18 protein-coding genes are annotated in these 21,169 nt (G+C 37.6%); 6 read left to right on the top strand and 12 right to left on the bottom strand.

Annotation, left to right across the window (positions count from 1 at the left end):
• Positions 1-93 precede the first annotated feature (93 nt).
• Positions 94-819: a DNA repair protein RecO gene (recO, locus tag AC1RJ8_RS11980; protein WP_492954148.1), complete on the bottom strand. Its 726-nt coding sequence runs from the start codon at positions 817-819 to the stop codon at positions 94-96.
• 121 nt (positions 820-940) lie between these two features.
• Between recO and AC1RJ8_RS11975 the strand changes: the two genes are divergently transcribed.
• Positions 941-3,292, top strand: coding sequence for an efflux RND transporter permease subunit (locus AC1RJ8_RS11975; protein WP_492954149.1), 2,352 nt, complete (start codon positions 941-943; stop codon positions 3,290-3,292).
• 102 nt (positions 3,293-3,394) lie between these two features.
• Here AC1RJ8_RS11975 and AC1RJ8_RS11970 read toward each other — a convergent pair whose 3' ends face one another.
• From AC1RJ8_RS11970 to AC1RJ8_RS11935, 8 genes are all read right to left on the bottom strand, one after another.
• Complete coding sequence (locus tag AC1RJ8_RS11970; RefSeq protein ID WP_492954150.1) at positions 3,395-5,251, bottom strand: STN and carboxypeptidase regulatory-like domain-containing protein; 1,857 nt, start codon at positions 5,249-5,251, stop codon at positions 3,395-3,397.
• A gap of 6 nt (positions 5,252-5,257) precedes the next feature.
• On the bottom strand, positions 5,258-6,208 hold the full coding sequence (locus tag AC1RJ8_RS11965; protein WP_492954151.1) for a FecR domain-containing protein: 951 nt from the start codon (positions 6,206-6,208) through the stop codon (positions 5,258-5,260).
• A 4-nt stretch (positions 6,209-6,212) separates the two neighbouring features.
• On the bottom strand, positions 6,213-6,815 hold the full coding sequence (locus AC1RJ8_RS11960) for an RNA polymerase sigma-70 factor (protein WP_493008047.1): 603 nt from the start codon (positions 6,813-6,815) through the stop codon (positions 6,213-6,215).
• A gap of 157 nt (positions 6,816-6,972) precedes the next feature.
• On the bottom strand, positions 6,973-7,764 hold the full coding sequence (locus AC1RJ8_RS11955; RefSeq protein ID WP_492954153.1) for an SDR family NAD(P)-dependent oxidoreductase: 792 nt from the start codon (positions 7,762-7,764) through the stop codon (positions 6,973-6,975).
• A gap of 105 nt (positions 7,765-7,869) precedes the next feature.
• A complete protein-coding gene (locus tag AC1RJ8_RS11950; protein WP_492954154.1) occupies positions 7,870-8,874 on the bottom strand; it encodes an SDR family NAD(P)-dependent oxidoreductase in 1,005 nt (334 codons plus the stop codon).
• 1 nt (position 8,875) lies between these two features.
• Positions 8,876-9,541 (bottom strand): DUF6134 family protein, encoded by a 666-nt coding sequence (locus AC1RJ8_RS11945; protein WP_492954155.1) that lies wholly within the window; start codon positions 9,539-9,541, stop codon positions 8,876-8,878.
• A 115-nt stretch (positions 9,542-9,656) separates the two neighbouring features.
• Positions 9,657-9,929 carry an isoleucyl-tRNA synthetase gene (locus AC1RJ8_RS11940; protein WP_492954156.1) on the bottom strand — a complete coding sequence of 91 codons (273 nt, stop codon included), beginning with the start codon at positions 9,927-9,929 and terminating at the stop codon, positions 9,657-9,659.
• Positions 9,926-10,114 carry a hypothetical protein gene (locus AC1RJ8_RS11935; protein WP_131031924.1) on the bottom strand — a complete coding sequence of 63 codons (189 nt, stop codon included), beginning with the start codon at positions 10,112-10,114 and terminating at the stop codon, positions 9,926-9,928. Before AC1RJ8_RS11935 ends, AC1RJ8_RS11940 begins: the two co-directional genes overlap by 4 nt.
• Before the next feature lie 84 nt (positions 10,115-10,198).
• On the opposite strand from AC1RJ8_RS11935, the gene ileS reads away from it, so the two are divergent.
• From ileS to AC1RJ8_RS11910, 5 genes are all read left to right on the top strand, one after another.
• Positions 10,199-13,600: an isoleucine--tRNA ligase gene (ileS, locus tag AC1RJ8_RS11930; protein WP_492954157.1), complete on the top strand. Its 3,402-nt coding sequence runs from the start codon at positions 10,199-10,201 to the stop codon at positions 13,598-13,600.
• Between the two features lie 30 nt (positions 13,601-13,630).
• Positions 13,631-14,014: a TraR/DksA family transcriptional regulator gene (locus AC1RJ8_RS11925; protein WP_025144123.1), complete on the top strand. Its 384-nt coding sequence runs from the start codon at positions 13,631-13,633 to the stop codon at positions 14,012-14,014.
• The gene (locus AC1RJ8_RS11920; protein WP_426326253.1) at positions 14,014-14,616 is read left to right on the top strand and encodes a lipoprotein signal peptidase; all 603 of its coding nucleotides are present in this window, start codon (positions 14,014-14,016) and stop codon (positions 14,614-14,616) included. Before AC1RJ8_RS11925 ends, AC1RJ8_RS11920 begins: the two co-directional genes overlap by 1 nt.
• A gap of 385 nt (positions 14,617-15,001) precedes the next feature.
• The gene (locus tag AC1RJ8_RS11915) at positions 15,002-15,520 is read left to right on the top strand and encodes a DUF4269 domain-containing protein (RefSeq protein ID WP_492954158.1); all 519 of its coding nucleotides are present in this window, start codon (positions 15,002-15,004) and stop codon (positions 15,518-15,520) included.
• A gap of 173 nt (positions 15,521-15,693) precedes the next feature.
• A complete protein-coding gene (locus tag AC1RJ8_RS11910; RefSeq protein ID WP_492954159.1) occupies positions 15,694-16,374 on the top strand; it encodes a 3-keto-disaccharide hydrolase in 681 nt (226 codons plus the stop codon).
• A 14-nt stretch (positions 16,375-16,388) separates the two neighbouring features.
• Here AC1RJ8_RS11910 and AC1RJ8_RS11905 read toward each other — a convergent pair whose 3' ends face one another.
• The 3 genes from AC1RJ8_RS11905 to AC1RJ8_RS11895 all read right to left on the bottom strand — a co-directional run bounded on the left by AC1RJ8_RS11905 (position 16,389) and on the right by AC1RJ8_RS11895 (position 20,984).
• Positions 16,389-16,748: a ribosomal maturation YjgA family protein gene (locus AC1RJ8_RS11905; RefSeq protein WP_492954160.1), complete on the bottom strand. Its 360-nt coding sequence runs from the start codon at positions 16,746-16,748 to the stop codon at positions 16,389-16,391.
• A gap of 110 nt (positions 16,749-16,858) precedes the next feature.
• A complete protein-coding gene (odhB, locus tag AC1RJ8_RS11900) occupies positions 16,859-18,085 on the bottom strand; it encodes a 2-oxoglutarate dehydrogenase complex dihydrolipoyllysine-residue succinyltransferase (protein ID WP_492954161.1) in 1,227 nt (408 codons plus the stop codon).
• Between the two features lie 103 nt (positions 18,086-18,188).
• Positions 18,189-20,984 carry a 2-oxoglutarate dehydrogenase E1 component gene (locus AC1RJ8_RS11895; protein WP_492954162.1) on the bottom strand — a complete coding sequence of 932 codons (2,796 nt, stop codon included), beginning with the start codon at positions 20,982-20,984 and terminating at the stop codon, positions 18,189-18,191.
• Positions 20,985-21,169 lie beyond the last annotated feature (185 nt).

The following is a 21,169-nucleotide window of genomic DNA, read 5'->3' as shown; positions in this document are numbered from 1 at the left end:
TTTATAATTTGTCAAACTTAATGTCCCATCCTCCGTTTGGGAATGCAAATATAGCGCTATAAAACTGTTCTGCAAATCTTTTTTTCTTTTTTTTCAACTTAGCAAAGTTTCGAGGATTTTGTGCGATTGTACCACCCCGAACGACGCTGTATGTAAGGTATAGAAAACCAATATCTTATCTAACAAAAAACGTCGCTGTGCATTGCTCATTTTTATTTCAGAAATTTTTTCGAGCGGCGTATTAAAAAGCAAAATAAACCCGATAGCATCTTCTAACAGGAGATAATTAGAGTGGATTGGCAGTCTGGAGGTAAACTCTCCCTCCTGCAGATCGAAATAAATCTGATCATTTCTTCTTTTCTCATTAGGCGAAAAACCTAAAAAACGGGTAAGTTTTAATAAAAACGACAAATGAAAATTAGGATTAATCTCTTCAATTTCATCAAACCAGGCAATCGAATTAAAAATATAATCGAATAAACTCTCATCCGCCGATTGCTGCCTGATACTTTTATACAGCACCTCATTTAAGAAAATAACGATACTGGTTTTAATCATATCGTAAGGGATGCTTTTAAAAACAGGCGTTTGCCGAACTTCCGATACCCTTTGAATATTGGTGTTTGCTTTATGATAAACCACCATATCCAACAAATGAAGCGACTGCAACATGTTCATCTTAATCTTCGCCTTCGGCTTTTTAACACCATTAATAAGGTAAGACTGCATGCCGAATTTATCGGTAAGCACCTGCACCACCACACTGCTTTCGCTGTAATTGGTGGTCTTTAAAACAATGCCCCTAACTTTGTGCAACATCCGATTAAAACAATTTTTTCAAAAGTATGTTATTTGTGCAAATTTAATTGCGCAAAAAGTAATCACGTTTTACAAATAAGATTAGTTTTGCCGTTAATATTATTATTAAACTAAGCTGCACATGTGGGTTAAGCTATCGAGATTTATTCTTCAGAACCGTATCGCAATCATCGTATTTTTTTTATTAGGCACAATTTTCATGGCTTATCAGGCCAAAAATGTAAAACTCTCCTACACTGGAAGTAAAATCCTGCCTGTTACCGATAGTGCATTCGTAAAATACAACGCCTTTAAAAAGACCTTCGGAGAAGATGGAAGTGTGATGGTGGTAGGTATACAATCTCCTGATATTTTTAAAAAAGAAGTTTACAACCAATGGGTCCAGCTTTCTAACGACATTCAGAAATTAAAAGGCATTAAACAGGTTTTATCTTCAGGAAGGATTTTTCAACTGGAAAAAGATACTGTAAACCAAAAATTTGTTTTAAAACCGCTTCCTGGTGGTTTGGTTAAAACCGACGCAGAGATGGATTCGATCAAAAATACCATTTATAGTAACCCGTTTTTCGAAGGACTGGTTTACAACCGTCAGAATGCCACTTTAATGGCCATTACTTTTGACACCAAAATCTTAAATACTGCTGAGCGTAACCCTATTTTAAAAGAAATTGAAGCAAAAGCCAAAGCTTTCCAGGCCGCAACAAAGATACAGGTGCATATTTCGGGCTTACCTTATATCCGCACAGCGGTAAGTAAATTGGTGAGCAATGAATTTGTATTGTTCTTAGGCTTATCGATACTTGTTTCGGCATTAATCCTATTGTTTTTCTTCAAGAAATTTTACGCCGTGTTCTTCCCTATTTTAGTGGTTGTGATGGGTGTGATCTGGAGTATCGGCACGTTGGTGCTCTTCGGTTTCGAGCTTACTATTTTAACAGGACTGATTCCACCACTTATTGTAATTATCGGTATTCCAAACAGTATTTTATTGTTAAACAAATACCAGAATGAACTTAGAAAAGATGGCGATAAACAGCGTGCTTTAAGCGTAACCATAGAGAGAATTGCGATTACCACGCTAATTGCAAACATCACCGCGGCCATTGGTTTTGGGGTACTTTATTTTACCGGAAGTGAGCTTTTGATGCAGTTTGGCAGTGTAGCTTCTATAAACGTAATGATTACCTGGTTAATGTGTTTATGTTTAATCCCGATTATTTTCAGCTACTTACCAGCGCCCAAACTTAAAGCACAAAACCACGTTGAAGAAGGCTTTTTGCATAAATTGTTAGTCAAAACCGATACGCTAGTGCAGCACAAAAGTGGACTGATTTACATCGGAACAATTATCATCTCCATCATTGCTTTTATTGGCGTGATGAAAATTAATGTGAATGGCTATGTGGTTGATGACCTGCCCAAAAACTCTGAAATTTTAACCGATTTAAAGTTTTTCGAGAAAAATTTCGAGGGTATTTTACCTTTGGAAGTAAGCGTAGATACCAAGAAAAAGAATGGGGTCTTCAACTTAACCAATCTGAAAAGAATGGAAAAACTGGAAAAAATGATTTCTTCCTATCCGGAGTTTTCGCGTTCCATTTCGGTTAATATGGGCTTAAAGTATGCTACTCAAGCCTTTTATAATAACGATTCTACGTTTTTTCGTTTACCAGATAATTTAGAAAAGAACTTTATCCTGGCCTACATCGCCAATGGCGGCAAGGGAAATGCAAGTTTGTTAACCAACTTTATCAGCAAGGGCAATCAAAGTACAAGGATCAGTTTTCAAATGGCTGATGTTGGCTCAAAACGTTTAGACGCCATTATGGCTGAATTAAAACCGCGGATCGACAGTATTTTGCCTCCGTCTAAATTTGATGTAGAACTTACGGGATCGAGCATTATTTTTTCTAAAGGGACGGATTATATGTTAAAACATTTGGTAGAAAGTATTGCACTCGCCATCGTATTGATCTCCCTTTTAAGGTTGGCACAGTTTAAGAGTTTGGGCATTATGTTTATTTCGCTGTTGCCCAACATTGTTCCTTTAATTATTACCGCAGGAATTATGGGTTATTTTGGAATTTCCTTAAAACCCTCAACCATATTAATTTTTACGATAGCCTTTGGTTTAGCTTCCGACCAGACCATTTATTTCTTAACCCGCTATCAACAGGAATTAAATCTGACCAATTTTAGTGTACCTAAAGTGATTACCGATACCATTACAGAAACAGGCGTGAGCATGACGCACATCGCTTTAATCTTATTCTTCGGCTTCGGAATTTTTACGGCATCTACTTTCGGAGGAACGGTAGTGCTTGGACTGCTCCTATCCATAACCTTATTAGTAGCTTTAATTTTCAATTTAACTTTATTACCAGCGCTGGTATTATGGTTAGATAAAAAGAAAGTAAGGAAACTGGTATCTGATGAAGAATCGGCGAAAAATATTGGTGAGTTTGACCATTAATCAGTTGGGAGTTTTCAGTTGGCCGTTTGGAGTTCTGAACACCTAAACCTGAAACAAAATAAATATCATTCTATAGCCTTGGGTTTAAACTCAAGGCTATTTTTATAAAATCACCAAGCCCACATTCCAACCTAACCAACCTGTATATCTCGAATTATTAAAAGAGAAATCTTTATGTTTTTCCTGCAACAATCCAAATTCACCAATTTTGGTGTTTTGTTCGGTATAATACACATTAACCGATGGACCGCCCTGTATGGCCAGCCATTTATTTATCCTGATATTTATTGGCAGCTCAAATTTGTTCAGCAGGTTGAGGTAATCCCAGCTCCCTTGATATACATATTGGCTACTTATTTCAGGATTTAGAGAAACGCTTTTAAACAATTTCATTTCCTTTCCAAAACCCAGTCCACCGGTATATATTTTTTCAGCTGATTTTTTGTTCGTGCCAAACATTAACATATTGTATAAACGTTTGCTGCCACCTTTATAAGCCACATTAAAATTAGTGCTTTCATTGATGCTGAAACTAAATTTATGATAACCTTTTAATGCAATATTGATCAGCCCGATTGAATAGCCATCATTTTCATTTGAAACATTTAATATCCCAATTTGGGCGCCTTTTAGGTTTTTGGCATAATTAATTGCGCCAATCTGCAATCCACTAGCCGTTTGTCCGGTAAAATTGGTAAGCACCGCCAGATTTATCCCACTGCTTTCTTTGTTGATATTGGCAATCCCTCCCACCTGTATTCCGCTTGTTCTACCAGCTACTATGTTACCACCAATTCCAATCTGAACACCCTTCGTCTCTTTATTAACCAGATTTAACGCACCTGTTTGCCAACCCTTTAAGGTTCCACCTATTGTATTAAGTCCTAATGAAAGTTGAATACCTTTCACATCTTGATTAACATGATTATAAATTCCACCTACTTGAAAACCCTCGAAACTCTTACCTACCCGGTTATAAGCCAAGGCAACCTGGGCCGCACGAACATCGCCGATTACATCATTAAAAAAACCAGCAATCTGCACTCCGCGAACATTTCCACCAACCAGATTGAAACCTCCGGCAAACTGAAAATACTGCACATTACTTTTGTTAATATTAAAAACAAAACCAATTTCTCCTCCATCTACCCCTGCACTATAAGCGCCAATAACATTAAGCGAAAATTTATTCACCACCTGACCGCTCAATGAGCCATGAGAATTTAAACCCGGAATAAGCGAAAATTGAAACGGAGCTTTTGAAATAAAACCACCAATATTAATCGATTGGATTTTTTGTTGTGCGGTAACCAAAGTATTACCAAGCCAGGTATTTTCTACATCGCCCAAATTGCCACTGATAAACCTTTCGTCTGGACTTTCCTTTCTGTTGGTAATATTTACCTCTGCAAGGAAATGGGTAACCGTAGATTTGTAATTTTCTTTGCTTACCGTTAACGATATAGGCTGCGTAATATTTTTTAACCGCATCGAAAAATAACCGTTCACATCCGATATTTCAGAAACCAACAAGTTTCGTTCGTAAATACTGGCATCCTGGATTGGTTTATTGGTCTGTTTATCTACCACCTGACCCGTAATAGTATATAGCTCAGGGGTACCGACCGATTCGTTAATCAACAAAATCAGTTCGAGCGGTGCATACCTGATAATCACAAAATTACCTGATTGGCGGTATTCGAACCTATGATTTAATATTTTATCCAGTGTTTCGGCAATATTCAGGTTGTTTTCGTGGATACTGATCAAACTGTCAACCGGCAATATATTGCTGTTGTAAGAAAACCTGAATCCACCCTTCTCTTCTATCATCGCCAATACTGAACTTAGTTTTTGCTGCTCGATATTGAGTGAGATATTTCTGGATAAATTCGATTGTGCTTTTATTGAGCGACTAAAAAAAAGAAAAAAAATAACAGTTATCGTGAGCGTACGCATTGGTTTTTATTTAAGTTTAATTATCCCCTGCCCATACTCCACTTTTATTTTAAAAGTTTCAGCAATCACATTCAAGGTTTCTTTAAGCGATTCGTTTTTAAAGGTTGTACTAATTGGAAGCGCCTTTAATGCAGGATTTACAATAACAATATTGGATTTAAACTTTTGATTAAGTACGGCAACTAATTCGTTAAGCGGTGTGCCATCACAAACCAATTCATTCGAATAATAATAATTATATAATTTGCCCTGATTTTCTCCTTTAGATAAATGCCGCTGATTTTGACTTACTTCTACTTTCTCTCCAGCAGTTAAACGCACACTATCATTTCGATTGTTCACCTTAACGATTCCACTTTCTACAATTACCACAACAGCTTTCCCATCGCTTTTCACATTAAATGCAGTGCCTACAACAGTTACCTGAACATCGTTAACACTAATGATAAATGGTTTCGACTTGTCGGCGCTGACTTTAAAAAAAGCTTCGCCCCTTAGTTTAACATCGCGGGTTTTATTAAAGAACCCGCCTATAAAAAATATAGAAGATTGTTTATTCAGTATAGCGGTAGATCCGTCAGGCAATACCTGCGTTAAAGTATTTTCGCCACTATTAACATTTATTTTATTGCCGATTAAATTATTGTAGAAAAATAAGCCGGCACTAAAAAATATAAATACCACAGCTACCCATCGTAAAATAAATGTATAGCTGATCGTTTTTTTTTCGGTTTCTAAACGGGCATTTAACCGATCTAAAGCCTGACGCTCGTCAATTTCGGGATCAATCTGCAGTTTGCTTTTCTCTAGTATCATCCTGAAATCTTCTAGCTGTTTCAAGTGATCGGGATTTGATGCTGCCCATGCTTCAACCCGCTCGCTTTCGGGCGCAGTAGCTTCCCCAAGCAAGTATTTTACTAGCAAATCATCGTTAATATGTGTATAGTTTTTATCCATAAGCTTATTTCAATAAGATAAAAATGAGGACCAAAAAATCTACTACCCTAAGGCGCAAAATCTTTAAGGCCTTCCCCATTTGGTTTTCTACGGTTTTGATAGAAATATTCAGGGTATCGGCAATTTCCTGATATTTCATCTGGTCGAACCTGCTCAACTGAAATATATTTCTGCATTTTTCGGGCAGTTCATTTATTGCCGAATGAATATTCCTTTGCAGTTCTGTTGCCATGATTTCTGTATTTAAGTTTCCAGTATCGTTTTTCACAGCATCGGCATAATGAACGTTAAAATTCGATCTCACTTTTTGATGTTTCAAATAATTTAGACTTTCGTTATGCACCGAACGATAAAGAAATGGTTTTAAAAACCCATCCGTTTTAAGTTGCTCTCTTTTCGTCCAGATGCGTACAAACACATTCTGAACAATTTCTTCGGCATCATCTTTTTCTTTAATTATCGCAAAAGCATAGGCATGCAGGCTTTTGAAATGTTTTAAAAACACTTCGTCGAAAGCCTGTTTATTACCGCTTTTAATTAATCCGATAAGATTGGTGTCGTTACTTTCCAAGCCCGTTAATGATGTTTCTATTTTTATATTAACCACAGATGGACACTGATAAACACGGATGCAGATTAGTCATTACATAACTCAGCGAAAGCGTCTTCGACTACGCTGAGACTGACCAACGCTTTGTTTAAGCCAACATTTTTTTTAGACAAAACGCTGTGTCTATCCTTTTTATCTGTAGTTATGATTAACTCTATGTTGTTAAAATTGATTTCAATTTACGCCTAATTATAATTTCTTTTAAAAAGCCTGGTATAATTTTATCTAACATCACCAAAAAACGGTTAGCTAAACCAGGTATAATTTCTTTTTTCCCTTTCAACATCCCATCCATTGCTGTTTTTGCAACATAATCGGCCTCTAAGATGGTGGCCTTGGCGAAACCTTTTAACTCATTATTCATTACCAATAATTCCGGTTTGGTATTAATACCGCCAGGACTAAGTAAACTAATATGCACATTTGTGCCGTTCAATTCGAGCTGCAAACAACGGGTAAAATAACCGATAAAAGATTTGGTTGCCCCATAAACCTGTTTTTTTGGAACGATAAAATGTCCGCCCAAACTGCCAACATTTAAAATATAGCTGGCCTTACTTTTATCGATATGGTTTAAAAATAACCGCGTAAGCAAAACCGTATTGGTAATGTTGAGCTCGATCTGTGTTCTGTAAAAATCGACATTTTTATCTTCAAACCAACTCCAGTTCCCTAAACCAGCATTATTGATCAAAACATTTACATCGATCTTATTCGCCATTAGTTTTTCGAAAATTTCGCTTGCGGATGTATTGTTGGTCAAATCTATTTCGATACAGAACACCGCACTGTTAAAGTTTACACGCAGGTAATTTGCTAAATGTTCCAGTCCACTATCAGGTAGCGAAACCAATACCAAACCTAAACCACGTTTGGCTGATTCGATAGCGAAAGATTTCCCCAAACCTTCACTTGCTCCTGTAATTAATACGCTTAGTTCTTTCATGTATTAGTTGTTTTTAGCCACAGATTTACACAGATGAACACGGATTTGGATGCAAAGCCTCAAAATCCTATCTGTGTGCATCCTCTTTATCTGTGGTTAATGCATTTAATTAGATTTAAAGTGACTAATGGTTTTACCTAAACCTATTGCAAAAGGCGTTATGCGATAATTTAGTTCGGCAATGGCTTTATTGCTCGAATATTGCTGATTACATTTCAACCTATCGGCAAACTCTGGCAGAAAAAATGGGGTGAGGTTAAAAAGTTTCGATTTTAAAGACTCCAGCAAACTGTAAGCTTTAATAATGCCGACCGGGATTTTATACAAACTTCTTTTTTCACCTGTGATCTGCCTTAAAGTGCCGAAAAATCCGTTAAAAGAAACATCAACACCGCCCAAAATATACCGTTCGCCATTCCTGCCATTCTGCATGGCTGCAATATGCCCATCTACCACATCATCTACAAAAGCATAGTTGGCAATTGCGTTTCCATCGCCAGGAATAAAATGCCATGTGCCCTTTATATAACCTGTAACCATTTTACTCACCGTATTACTATCCGTAATTGGCCCATCGCCATATACTCTTGATGGGTTTACTATTACCACTTCCAATCCCTTTTTTACAAATTCTTTCACCTCTAATTCAGCGAGGTATTTTGTGCGTTCATAGCTGATCGGGAAGCCGACTGCCCTTGGGTCGTTTTCTGAAACCGGCAGATTTAATGTTGGTCCCCACACCCCGCAAGTTGAGGTATGTACAACTTTTTCTACACCCAATTTTAATGCACAGCTGAGCACATTTCTTGTCCCGATTACATTCACATCGTAAAAATCCTGCTCATTCCGGCACCACATTTTGGCCATGGCTGCAGTATGGTAAACCTGATAACAATCTTTCATTGCGTTTTCTAAACTTTCAGGATCCAAAACATCGCCTTTTACAAACTGGATATTTCGGTGCTGAATAAGAAAGGGATGCTTAACATTTCTGCAAAGTGCCACTACATCGTAGCCCATTTCTGCAAGGGTAAAGCTTAACTTCCGGCCGATAAAACCTGATGCACCCGTAACCAAAACCCTCAGGTATTTATTTGCAACTGTTTCCATATTAAACCCTTTCCATTCTGATGGTGTACAAGGAGTGATTGACAACTACCAGTTTACATATTCCGTTTTCGAAATGGTAGTCGTTATAATTCCCATCGGGAAGATTGATCCGGTACTGATGTGCCCCGTTTTTCTGAACGGGAATAAAACACTGAAAGTTATCAGAGTAAATTTCGGGGATATTAACAGGCTCTTTGGTATACAAGAGCATCATATTATAACTGATGGGCTGATTTATTGTACTGATTTTATCGCCTGTTTTAAGCTGATAAACATTATTTACCCAACTTGTTTTCTTAGCCTCTTTTGCATTGCCATTTACAACCCGATTTACATTTGAGCTAAGGAGTTTGCCATTTTTAAAATGTGCTACATCTTCTGTTTCCACATCAATTTTGAAAACGAAACGGGTTTGTACTTTCGAAGTTATTTTGAGATAAACATTATCGCCATCGTCTTTCTGCTGGAAATACATCTGGCCGATTACTTCGCCATTACGCTTGATGTTAAATTTACTTTGCTGTGCAAAAGCCGATGAAAATGAACAGATAAAAAAGAGCAGCGAAGCAACACTTTTTGGATGGACTGGGTTTTTGGAAGAGAATGTTTTATAGGTTTTGGGAGCAAAATATTTCTTGCAGAGCCAAATAATTAATGCAGGAATCATAGTTATCTCTATTTGTTATTTAGAGCTAATACAATTCACAATAGATTTACCCCTACGTGGATTTTATTTTTTTTCATGGCCTTGGGTTTAAACCCAAAGGCTATGAGGGTAAGGTTTATTCGGATGCAGGCTTTTGATCCTCTTCATCTACCGGAACTTCGACCGTTGGATCGGTAATGATTTCGGCATTACCATCATTATCCTTTTTGGCAAATAAAATGGGATATAACAGCCACAGCGCACCAATAATAACCAGCACCCCTGCCAGCATCTGTAAATAGATACTTCCTTTTACCTCATTTGCATCCAAAATTTTATAAGCGATAAAAGAAAGTATGCCAGCTATGAGGATGAAAACGGCTTTTTGCAATTTTAAGAGCTTAATCATGGGTTCTTTCTTTTTAGTGTTACAATATGGATTAAAACAAAAATAAGCCCAATTAGTTCGAGCAAGCCGCAGAAATAAAAAGCATAAAGTACAAAATCCCGGTCTGAGGGGTTTATTACCGCAACAATTGGCAAGGCAATTACGGCAACAATCATCAGTGTAAGCCCGATATTAAATAATTTCACGTTAAAAGTATTTACATCAAAACTACCAAAATTCAGTCAATTCTGTTAACTTTGCAACCTTTAATTTTTTGAGGTACTTGATTGATGTATAGCGAATTTAAACAATTGGAACTTGCCAAAATAGGGCAAGAAATACTGGATTTTTGGAAAAAGGAAAATATCTTTGAAAAAAGTATTTCTTCCCGCCCGAAATCTAATCCGTTTACTTTTTACGAAGGCCCACCGTCTGCCAATGGCATGCCGGGAATCCATCACGTAATGGCCCGTGCAATTAAGGATATTTTTTGCCGCTATAAAACAATTAAGGGTTACCAGGTGAAAAGAAAAGCTGGCTGGGATACGCATGGCCTACCTGTTGAACTTGGAACTGAAAAGGAATTAGGAATTACTAAAGAGGATATTGGTAAAACTATTTCTATTGAAGACTATAACGAAGCTTGTAAAAAAACAGTAATGCGCTACACTGATGTGTGGAACGACTTGACTGAAAAAATGGGCTATTGGGTAGATATGGATGATCCATACATTACCTATAAGTCGAAATACATGGAATCGGTGTGGTGGCTTTTGAAGCAGATTTACGATAAAGGATTAATCTACAAAGGTTATACAATCCAACCTTATTCTCCAAAAGCCGGAACAGGATTGAGTTCGCATGAGGTAAATCAGCCTGGCGCTTACCGGGATGTTACAGACACAACGATTGTTGCTCAATTTAAAGCAATAGCGGATACGTTACCTTCGTTTTTACAAGCATTTGGAGATATTTACCTGATGGCGTGGACCACTACTCCATGGACTTTACCATCAAACACTGCTTTAACAGTTGGACCAAAAATCGACTATGTTTTAATCAAAACGTTTAACCAATATACCTTTTTGCCAACAAATGTAATTTTGGCAAAAAATCTGGTTGGCAAACAATTCAGTAAAATTTTCTTTGAAAGCAATGAAGCTGAAGATTTTACAAATTTTAAAGCTGGCGATAAAAAAATCCCCTATCAAATACTTGCCGAGTGCAAAGGAAGTGAGTTGGTTGGAATTAGATATGAACAACTATTAACTTATGCATTGCCATACCAAAATCCTGAAAATGCATTTAGAGTAATCTCTGGAGATTTCGTAACTACAGAAGATGGTACCGGTATTGTTCATACTGCCCCTACTTTTGGTGCGGATGATGCTAAAGTAGCTAAAGAAGCCATTCCGGAAGTACCACCTATGTTGGTATTAGACGAGAATGACACCCCCGTTCCATTAGTAGATTTACAGGGGAAATTTACCAAACATGTTGGCCCTTTTGCAGGCAAATATGTAAAGAACGAATATTACAATGCTGGCGAAGCACCTGAAAAATCGGTTGATGTAGAAATTGCTATTTTATTAAAAGAAGAGAACAAAGCTTTTAAAGTAGAAAAATATGTTCACAGTTACCCACACAGCTGGAGAACTGATGAGCCACTTTTATATTATCCTCTAGATTCATGGTTTATTAAAGTTACAGATGTTAAAGACAGAATGTTCGACCTTAATGAAACCATTAACTGGAAACCAAAATCGACTGGCGAGGGTCGTTTTGGAAACTGGCTAAAAAACGCTAACGACTGGAATTTGTCACGCTCGAGATATTGGGGAATTCCTTTGCCCATCTGGAGAACTGAAGATAAAAAAGAAGAAGTATTAATTGGCTCTGTTGAAGAACTTTACAATGCCATCGAAAAATCGATAGCGGCCGGGTTACAGAAAGAAAATCCTTTTAAGGGATTCGAAATCGGAAACATGTCTGAAGAGAACTATGATTTGATCGACTTACATAAAAATGTGGTCGACAAAATTATTTTGGTATCTCCATCAGGCAAACCAATGAGCCGCGAAAGTGATTTAATTGATGTTTGGTTCGACTCTGGTGCTATGCCTTATGCGCAGTGGCACTACCCTTTTGAAAACAAAGAAACAATTGATGGAAATGAAGATTTCCCTGCAGATTTTATTGCCGAAGGTGTAGACCAAACGCGTGGCTGGTTTTATACACTACATGCGATCTCTACGTTGGTTTTCGATAAAGTAGCGTACAAGAATGTGGTTTCCAATGGACTTGTACTAGACAAAAACGGACAAAAAATGTCTAAACGTTTGGGCAATGCCGCTGATCCATTCCAAACCATTAACGAGTATGGTGCTGACGCAACGCGTTGGTACATGATTTCTAATGCAAATCCTTGGGATAACCTAAAATTTGACATTGACGGAATTGCTGAAGTGCGCCGTAAATTCTTCGGAACGCTTTACAATACCTATGCTTTTTTTGCCCTGTATGCCAATATCGATAAATTCGAGATCGACAAAAACAACCTGAGCAAAGTTGAAGACAGAACGGAATTAGACCGTTGGATTTTATCGTTATTGCAAACCTTAATTAACGAAGTTGATGAAAGTTACAACACTTACGAACCAACGAAAGCTACCCGCGCTATTCAGGCTTTTGTTGATGAACATTTGAGTAACTGGTACATCAGGTTAAGTCGCCGCCGTTTCTGGAAAGGCGAAATGACCGATGATAAACGTGCGGCTTACGAAACATTATATACCTGTTTAGAAACCTTGGCACAGTTGATGAGTCCTGTTGCGCCTTTCTTTGCCGATTGGTTATACAGAAACTTAACTGTAACTGATGCCCATGCAGAGCAGTCGGTACATTTAACTTTATGGAAAGAAGCTGATCAAAGTTTGATTGATACCGATTTGAACGAGCGTATGGTTTATGCCCAGGATATTTCATCGATGGTTTTATCATTGCGTAAAAAATCGGGCATTAATGTGCGTCAACCACTTGAGAAAATCTTAATTCCATCTTTAAGTGGCGATTTCGAACAAAAAATATCAAAGGTTGCAGATTATATCCTTTCTGAAACGAATGTAAAACATATCGAATTCATTACCGATACACATGGTATCGTGAAGAAAAAGCTGAAACCGAACTTCAAATCGTTAGGTAAAAAAGTTGGAAAAGATATGAGCCTGGTTAAAGAGGCTTTAGAAAATTCGAATCAAGATGATATCCAACGTTTAGAAAACGATGGTTTCATTATCGTAGTTGGAAGCAACGGAGAAGAATTTACCATCAATTTAAATGATGATGTGGAAGTTTTTGCAGAAGATATTCCGGGATGGCAGGTAACCAACCTGGGCAGTTTAACTGTGGCTTTGGACGTTACCATCTCAGAAGAGCTGAAACAAGAAGGTATTTCGCGCGAGCTGGTTAACCGTATCCAGAATTTGCGAAAAGAATTAAACTTTGAAGTAACAGATAGGATTAAAGTTTCGTTACAAAATGATAACTTGGTAGCCAGCGCAGTTGCTAAAAACAAGGATTACATTTGCGCAGAAATATTGGCCGATGAATTTGAATTAACAGGTACTGTAAATAATGCAAACAAAATCGTTATCGACGATGTTGAGTTAAGCATTTCAGTAACTAAAATATAAATCCATATATTAGAAAATTAGAAAAAGAACATGGAAAACAGCAACAAAACACGCTACTCAGACAGTGAATTACAAGAATTTAAAGAATTAATTCAAGATAAATTACGCATGGCGAAAGAGGAACTTAACTCTTTAACCACTTCTTTGAGTAATCCAAACGCAAACGGAACAGAAGATACTTCAGGTGCATACAAAACATTAGAAGACGGTTCTGCAACAATGGAAAAAGAGCAGATCAATCAATTGGCTGCCCGTCAGAAAAAATTTATAGACAACCTGGAGAATGCATTAGTGCGTATCGAGAACAAAACTTATGGTATTTGCCGCGAAACCGGAAAATTAATCCAAAAAGAACGTTTACGCGCCGTTCCTCATGCAACTTTAAGCATGGAAGCTAAATTAAAGCAGAGTTAATGAAAGGCTATACAAAACCTTTAATTGTTATCTTTTTAGTTTTACTGGCCGATCAGCTGGTGAAAACGTGGGTTAAAACACACATGTACCTTGGCCAGGAATTCCATATTATTGGCAAATGGTTTATCATCCATTTTACCGAAAATAATGGGATGGCCTTTGGGATGGAGTTTGGCGGTGAATTTGGCAAATTAGCCTTATCACTTTTCCGTATTGCCGCTGTTGCTGGAATTGGTTATGGCTTACATTACCTAATTAAACATAAATATCACCGCGGTTTAATTCTAAATGTTGCGCTGATTTTTTCAGGTGCACTGGGAAATATTATTGATTCTGTATTTTACGGAAAGATTTATGGCTACGAAAGCTGGTTTCACGGTCGCGTGGTAGATATGTTCTACTTCCCGATTGCAGAAGGCCACTTCCCTAGCTGGGTACCAATTTGGGGAGGCGAAGAGTTTGTTTTCTTCAGACCTGTTTTTAACCTCGCAGATGCAGCCATTTCAGTTGGCGTGATACTGATCCTCATCTTCCAGAAAAACTACTTTAAAGAAGATGTAAAGGACGATGTGAGCATTAACAGTGAGATTGTAGAAGATTAAATAAAGTCATTGTCATTCTGAGCCTGTCGAAGAACGGCATCATACTTTTATAAAACAAAGCCCATTTCTTAACTGAGATGGGCTTGTGTTTTTTTATAAATTCGTCATTGCGAGGCACGAAGCAATCTTAATGCGTTAAGTTAGGTTGTGGCGATCGTTATAGGATTGCTTCGTAGCTCGCAATTGTATAGGTTTAGTAATTCGGTAACAGAATCACTGCCCAAGTTCGTTCCCGCTATCCTTTCTGCCAATGCAGCTTGTGCTTTGCTTCAGTTTCTTCATAAAAAATGAGGGCAGAATTATAACACATTGGCATTCATGCTATCGGGTTTAGTAACTTTGGGCACTTCAAGAAACAAAGGTTAAAACTTATAGCCCACAACAAATGATCAACTTCCTCAATATATCTTATCTCCAATCTGGCAATGAAAAACAAGTAAAAGCTTATCATACTTTAACAGATAATCGAGTCCTAGAAAAGCTAACCGCTTACCATCCAATACTTGTTGGTACCATCCCAATCAATATCGATATCGAAAACAGCGATTTGGATATTATCTGCGAAGTTGCTGATAAAAATGAATTTATCGACAAATTAAATGCACTGTTTGGATCTGAAAAAGACTTCACCATTCATGAAAACCCTACATTCGAAGCGATTAAAGCTAATTTTATCATCGATGGTTTCGAGATAGAAGTATTCGGACAAAACACGCCTACCATACAACAAAATGCATATCGGCATATGCTGATTGAGCACAGATTACTCTTAGCCAAGGGCGAAAAATTTAGGCAAGACATTATTGATCTCAAAAAACAAGGTTATAAAACTGAACCTGCCTTCGCAAAATTATTAAAACTTGAAGGAGATGCTTACCAAGAATTATTGAAATTGCAATCATAGAACAATGCGAAGGACATTAATAGAAAAGTCGTCATCTCGACTGAAGCACAGCGAAATGGAGAGATCTATAGTTCCCATTTAAGAAAGATCCTTCATTTCATTCAGGATGACAACCATCACTACAGTATTCCAATTTTTTAAAATATATTTGGTATACAAAAACCAAATATATCATGAAACTTTACTATGCCATTTTACTACTAGTTATTATTAGCAGTTCAACATTTGCGCAAAAAAGCCTCTTTAACGGAAAAAGTCTAAACGGTTGGCATGTAGATGTACCCGCCATGGACAAAAAGCCAGATACTGTTAATCCATTTATTGTACGCAACGGGATGCTGGTAAGTTTAGGTACGCCGGGCGGGCATTTAATAACCGATAAAATTTATAAAAATTACCAGTTAACAGTACAATACCGCTTTGCTGGTAAACCAGGCAATTGTGGCGTTTTAGTTCATGCATCAACACCAAGGGCACTGTATGGTATGTTTCCGAAGTCGCTGGAAGTGCAGATGCAACATAAAGATGCTGGCGATTTCTGGTGTATCGAAGAAGATATAACAGTGCCTGATATGGTTACCAGACGTGGGCCTCAAGAAAACTGGGGTGTAAATGGAAATAAACTCCGCCGGATTAAAAATTTAACAGACAGCAGTGAAAAACCGCTTGGCGAATGGAATACCATGGTTATTCAATGTTTGAATAACGAAGTTAAAGTTTGGGTAAACGGCACACTGGTAAATTATGGTACAAATTGCACAGCAAGTAGCGGGCAGATTGCTTTACAAGCAGAAGGGAGTGAAGTAGAATTTAAACAATTGGATTTAAAACCAATTAAAGCGCTTTCAAAATAAGAAAAGTGTTTAGCTCAATCCTTAAAGCACAAACAGATCAGATAACCTACAAAATAAGCGAGCAGATCGTAAACACTAAAAGAAGTGCCCAATACAGTACTCATTAATTTGTTGTTTTCCCAACCAAACCAGGTAACATAATTTGCCTTTTGGAGGAACTCGATTACGAAAGAAAAAATTAAGACACCTAATGCTAACTGCTTATTATTGGTTTTAAGGAAAATCCTAAAGAATGCGTAAATCAGGATAATAACCAATACATCTCCACCAAAAGGCCTGATAAAAGCATCATGAAGGTATTTGCCAATTAAGATTTCTACGATGAGAATCGCGAGAAAAATAAAGAGAAATTTTAAGCTGAACGTTAATTTCATTTTTCAGGCATAAAAAAGAAGTCAAGTTTTTATAGCACATTGCCATTAAAACTTGACCTCTTTATCTTGATTTTTTATAAATATTTAAGTCCCTTTAGGGGATTTAGGGCTTAGATACCTAATAATAATCTAGCCGGATCTTCTAACAATTGTTTCACACGAACCAAGAAACCAACCGACTCACGTCCATCAATAATTCTGTGATCGTAAGATAAAGCAACATACATCATCGGACGGATTACCACTTCACCTTTTTCTGCTACCGGACGCTCAACAATGTTGTGCATACCTAAAATAGCCGATTGTGGCGCATTGATAATTGGGGTCGACATCATTGAACCAAATACACCACCGTTAGTAATGGTGAATGTTCCACCAGTCATTTCTTCGATGGTTAATTTGCTATCACGTGCTTTTAAAGCCAATTCTAATACCGATTTTTCAATCTGAGCTAAAGTCATGCTCTCTGCATTACGGATTACCGGAACCACTAAACCTTTTGGTGCAGAAACGGCAATCGAAATATCAGCAAAATCATTGTAAACCAATTCTTCACCTTCAATACGGCCATTAACTGCAGGGAAATCTTTTAAAGCTTCGGTAACAGCTTTAGTAAAAAAGCTCATGAAACCTAAACCAACGCCAAATTTTTCTTTAAACTGATCTTTATATTTTCCGCGTAAATCCATAATTGGCTTCATATTAACCTCGTTAAAAGTGGTTAACATTGCGGTTTCATTTTTAACAGCAACTAAACGTTTTGCAACGGTTCTACGTAGTGGAGACATTTTCTCACGACGTTCGCCACGGCTACCTGCAGGAGCAGCAGCTACAACCGGAGCACTTGCTTTTGGTGCTTCTGCTTTTTTACCCGCCTCAGCTTTAACAGCATCGTCTTTAGTAATACGACCATCTACACCGGTACCTTTTACAGCAGCAGCATCGATTCCTTTTTCTGCAAGAATTTTACCGGCAGCAGGAGAAGGAGTTCCTGTAGCATAACTTTCGCCTGATTTTTCGGCAACTGGAGCCGCAGTTTTATCTTCAGCAACAACAGCCTTTTCTTCAGCTTTCGGTGCATCAGCTTTCGCTGGAGCTGCACCACCATCTTCAATTTTACAAACTACTGCACCAATGGCTAAAGTATCGCCTTCGGCCGCTATGGTTTTTAAAGTTCCAGCTTGTTCTGCAGTTAATTCGAATGTTGCTTTATCCGATTCTAATTCGGCAATAACTTCATCCATTTCAACAACATCGCCATCGTTTTTTATCCAACGTGATAAAACAACTTCGGTTATCGACTCACCAACAGGTGGAACTTTTATCTCTAAACTCATTTTTGTAATGTTATGTTTTCTATTGTTAAAGGTTCAATGTTGTAAAGCTGAAATGTTCAGGCTGCTTAACCTTATACCTCAAACCTTACGCCTTAAACCTCATTTAATCTATCTGAACTAATTTTTTTGTTGCTTTTTTAGCGATATTCTTTACATCATCCGTTACCGAAATCTCTAAAGCTTTTGCTAAAATATAAGCCTGTTGATTAGCATGTTGTTTTGCAAAACCTGTTGCGGTACTGCTGCTTTCTCTTCTCGAAATTACATCAATGCCTTTTAAAGCTGTTTTGTATAACCTGCGGAACAAATATGGCCATGCGCCCATGTTCTCTGGTTCTTCTTGTACCCAGAAAACTTCTTTAGCATTTTTATATTTCTTCTGGATGGCTTCCATCTGATCAACCGGAGTTGGATACAGTTGCTCTACACGAACCAAGGCTACATGTTTCAATTTATCAGCCTGTTGTTTCTCCAATAACTCGTAGTAAATTTTACCGCTACAGAAAACAATACGTGTTACATCTGCAACTTTAACATTTACATCGTCTATTACTTCTTTAAAACCACCTTCGGTAAATTCTTCTAATTTAGAAACACAAGCAGGGTGGCGCAATAAACTTTTAGGTGTAAATACAACTAAAGGTTTACGGAAATCGCGTTTAAACTGACGGCGTAAAACGTGGAAGAAGTTTGCCGGAGTAGTACAGTTGGTTACCTGCATGTTATAGTCGGCACAAAGCTCCATAAAACGCTCTATACGTGCTGATGAGTGCTCTGGTCCCTGACCTTCGTAACCATGGGGCAATAACATTACTAAACCATTTTCGCGTTGCCATTTGGTTTCGGCACTTGCAATATACTGATCGACAACAATTTGTGCACCGTTAAAGAAATCGCCAAATTGTGCTTCCCAAATGGTTAAAGCATTCGGATTTGCCATGGCATAACCATATTCGAAACCTAAAACGCCATATTCTGATAAGTGTGAATTGTAAATATCGAAAGCCGCTTGTTGGTCTGAAATATTCGCCAATGGTACATATTCTTCCTCACTATCTTCAAGCGTTAATACCGCATGACGGTGAGAGAACGTTCCTCTTTCTACATCCTGACCGCTTAAACGAACGCGTTTACCTTCTGACAACAAAGTACCATAAGCCAACTGCTCACCCATTGCCCAGTCGAAAACATTGGTTTCGTTAACCATTTTGCCACGTTCAGCAAATAGTTTTTCGATTTTTTTGAAGAACTTTTTATTAGATGGCAAAGCCGTAATGCGCTTACCAATTTCCAATAAAGTAGATTTTTTAACTGCAGTAACCGGAGAAGATTCGAAATCTTTAGGTGTAGCCATACGCAAATCTGCCCATGCACCACCAAATTTAACTTCGGCATTGCCTGCAACAAATTCTTTAGCTTCGTTTAAGCGTTCCTGCAAAATGCCACGGAAATCTTTTTCCATTTCTTTTGCCAAACCTGCTTCTAACTTACCCTCTTTGGTTAACTGATCAATATAAATTTCCCTTGGATTAGGGTGTTTTTCGATTGTTTTGTACAATAATGGCTGGGTGAATTTAGGCTCATCAGATTCATTGTGTCCAAAACGACGGTAGCAAAGAATATCAATAAAAACATCGTTTTTATATTTTTGACGATATTCCATTGCGAGGTTGATTGCATAAACCAAAGCCTCAGGATCATCACCATTTACATGAAAAACCGGAGATAAAGTTACTTTAGCAATATCGGTACAATAGGTACTGGTACGGGCATCTTTATAATTAGTGGTAAAACCAATCTGGTTATTAATTACCAGGTGAATGGTTCCGCCAGTTTTATAACCTTCAAGGCCTGCCATCTGAATTACTTCGTAAACAATCCCCTGGCCCGCAACTGATGCATCACCATGAATCAAAATTGGTGCTAAACGGCTGTTATCGCCACCATATTTGAAATCGATTTTCGAGCGGCTCATGCCTTCTACCACACCATCAACGGTTTCTAAGTGTGATGGGTTAGGACATAAACTTAAGTGAACACTTTTGCCCGAAACGGTAGCTACATCTGTAGAATAACCTAAGTGGTATTTTACGTCACCGCCAAATGGCGTATCTGGATTGTAGCTTTTACCTTCAAACTCAGCAAAAATATCTTTATATGTTTTTTGCATGATATTGGCCAACACGTTTAAACGACCGCGGTGGGCCATACCAATTACAAATTCTTCAATACCTAATTCAGCACCTTTTTCGATTACTGAATCTAAAGCGGGGATTAAAGCTTCTGCGCCTTCTAACGAGAAACGTTTTTGGCCCAAAAATTTTGTACCCAAGAAATTTTCGAAACTTACCGCTTCGTTTAATTTCCGGAGAATGCGTTTTTTCTCATCGATTGAGAAATTAGGGGTATTACGTGCACTTTCCATTTTTTGCTGAATCCAGTTCAACACTTCAGGTGTACGTAAAAACTTAAATTCGGCTCCGATAGAACCTGCGTATGTTTGTTTTAAAAAAGCTACAATGTCTTTCAATTTTGCCGCACCAATGCCAATCTCAACACCCGAGTTGAAAACGGTTTCTAAATCAGCATCCGATAATCCAAAATTTGCAAGATCTAATGTTGGTAAATGTTTACGCCTTTCGCGAACCGGATTGGTGTGCGTAAATAAGTGACCGCGGCTACGATAGCCATCAATCAGATTTAAAACATTAACCTCTTTTAAAAATTGTTCAGGAGTTTCTGCTGTTACTGCAGGCGCTTCCGATCCTCTTCCAAAATCGAAACCTTCAAAAAATTTCTGCCAACCAAATTCAACAGACTCAGGATCTTGTTGATAGGATTGATATAAAGACTCTATATATTCGGCGTTTGCGCCATTAAGATAAGATAATTTATCCATTATTAACTATTTACTATAAGCATTACAAAATTAGAATTTTACCTTATATAAATGGCAAAAATCTCGATTAAAATGAGAATTATTGAATGAGAAAATTATTGAATGAGCGAATGACAAAAATACCGCCTGTATTAATCGATAAAATTTCAATTCCATCATTCAATACCCAATCATTCAGTCGTTAC

The sequence above is a fragment of the Pedobacter sp. GW822-FHT03F06 genome (assembly GCF_058801365.1).
The sequence above is the reverse complement of the archived record's forward strand: the minus strand, read 5'-3'. Positions and strand labels throughout refer to the sequence as shown.

Bases quoted from the DNA above. Each gene is read 5' to 3' on its own strand.
- recO (WP_492954148.1), bottom strand. From the start codon at position 819: ATGTTGCACAAAGTTAGGGGCATTGTTTTAAAGACCACCAATTACAGC.
- AC1RJ8_RS11975 (WP_492954149.1), top strand. From the start codon at position 941: ATGTGGGTTAAGCTATCGAGATTTATTCTTCAGAACCGTATCGCAATC.
- AC1RJ8_RS11970 (WP_492954150.1), bottom strand. From the start codon at position 5,251: ATGCGTACGCTCACGATAACTGTTATTTTTTTTCTTTTTTTTAGTCGC.
- AC1RJ8_RS11965 (WP_492954151.1), bottom strand. From the start codon at position 6,208: ATGGATAAAAACTATACACATATTAACGATGATTTGCTAGTAAAATAC.
- AC1RJ8_RS11955 (WP_492954153.1), bottom strand. From the start codon at position 7,764: ATGAAAGAACTAAGCGTATTAATTACAGGAGCAAGTGAAGGTTTGGGG.
- AC1RJ8_RS11950 (WP_492954154.1), bottom strand. From the start codon at position 8,874: ATGGAAACAGTTGCAAATAAATACCTGAGGGTTTTGGTTACGGGTGCA.
- AC1RJ8_RS11945 (WP_492954155.1), bottom strand. From the start codon at position 9,541: ATGATTCCTGCATTAATTATTTGGCTCTGCAAGAAATATTTTGCTCCC.
- AC1RJ8_RS11940 (WP_492954156.1), bottom strand. From the start codon at position 9,929: ATGATTAAGCTCTTAAAATTGCAAAAAGCCGTTTTCATCCTCATAGCT.
- ileS (WP_492954157.1), top strand. From the start codon at position 10,199: ATGTATAGCGAATTTAAACAATTGGAACTTGCCAAAATAGGGCAAGAA.
- AC1RJ8_RS11925 (WP_025144123.1), top strand. From the start codon at position 13,631: ATGGAAAACAGCAACAAAACACGCTACTCAGACAGTGAATTACAAGAA.
- AC1RJ8_RS11920 (WP_426326253.1), top strand. From the start codon at position 14,014: ATGAAAGGCTATACAAAACCTTTAATTGTTATCTTTTTAGTTTTACTG.
- AC1RJ8_RS11915 (WP_492954158.1), top strand. From the start codon at position 15,002: ATGATCAACTTCCTCAATATATCTTATCTCCAATCTGGCAATGAAAAA.
- AC1RJ8_RS11910 (WP_492954159.1), top strand. From the start codon at position 15,694: ATGAAACTTTACTATGCCATTTTACTACTAGTTATTATTAGCAGTTCA.
- AC1RJ8_RS11905 (WP_492954160.1), bottom strand. From the start codon at position 16,748: ATGAAATTAACGTTCAGCTTAAAATTTCTCTTTATTTTTCTCGCGATT.
- odhB (WP_492954161.1), bottom strand. From the start codon at position 18,085: ATGAGTTTAGAGATAAAAGTTCCACCTGTTGGTGAGTCGATAACCGAA.
- AC1RJ8_RS11895 (WP_492954162.1), bottom strand. From the start codon at position 20,984: ATGGATAAATTATCTTATCTTAATGGCGCAAACGCCGAATATATAGAG.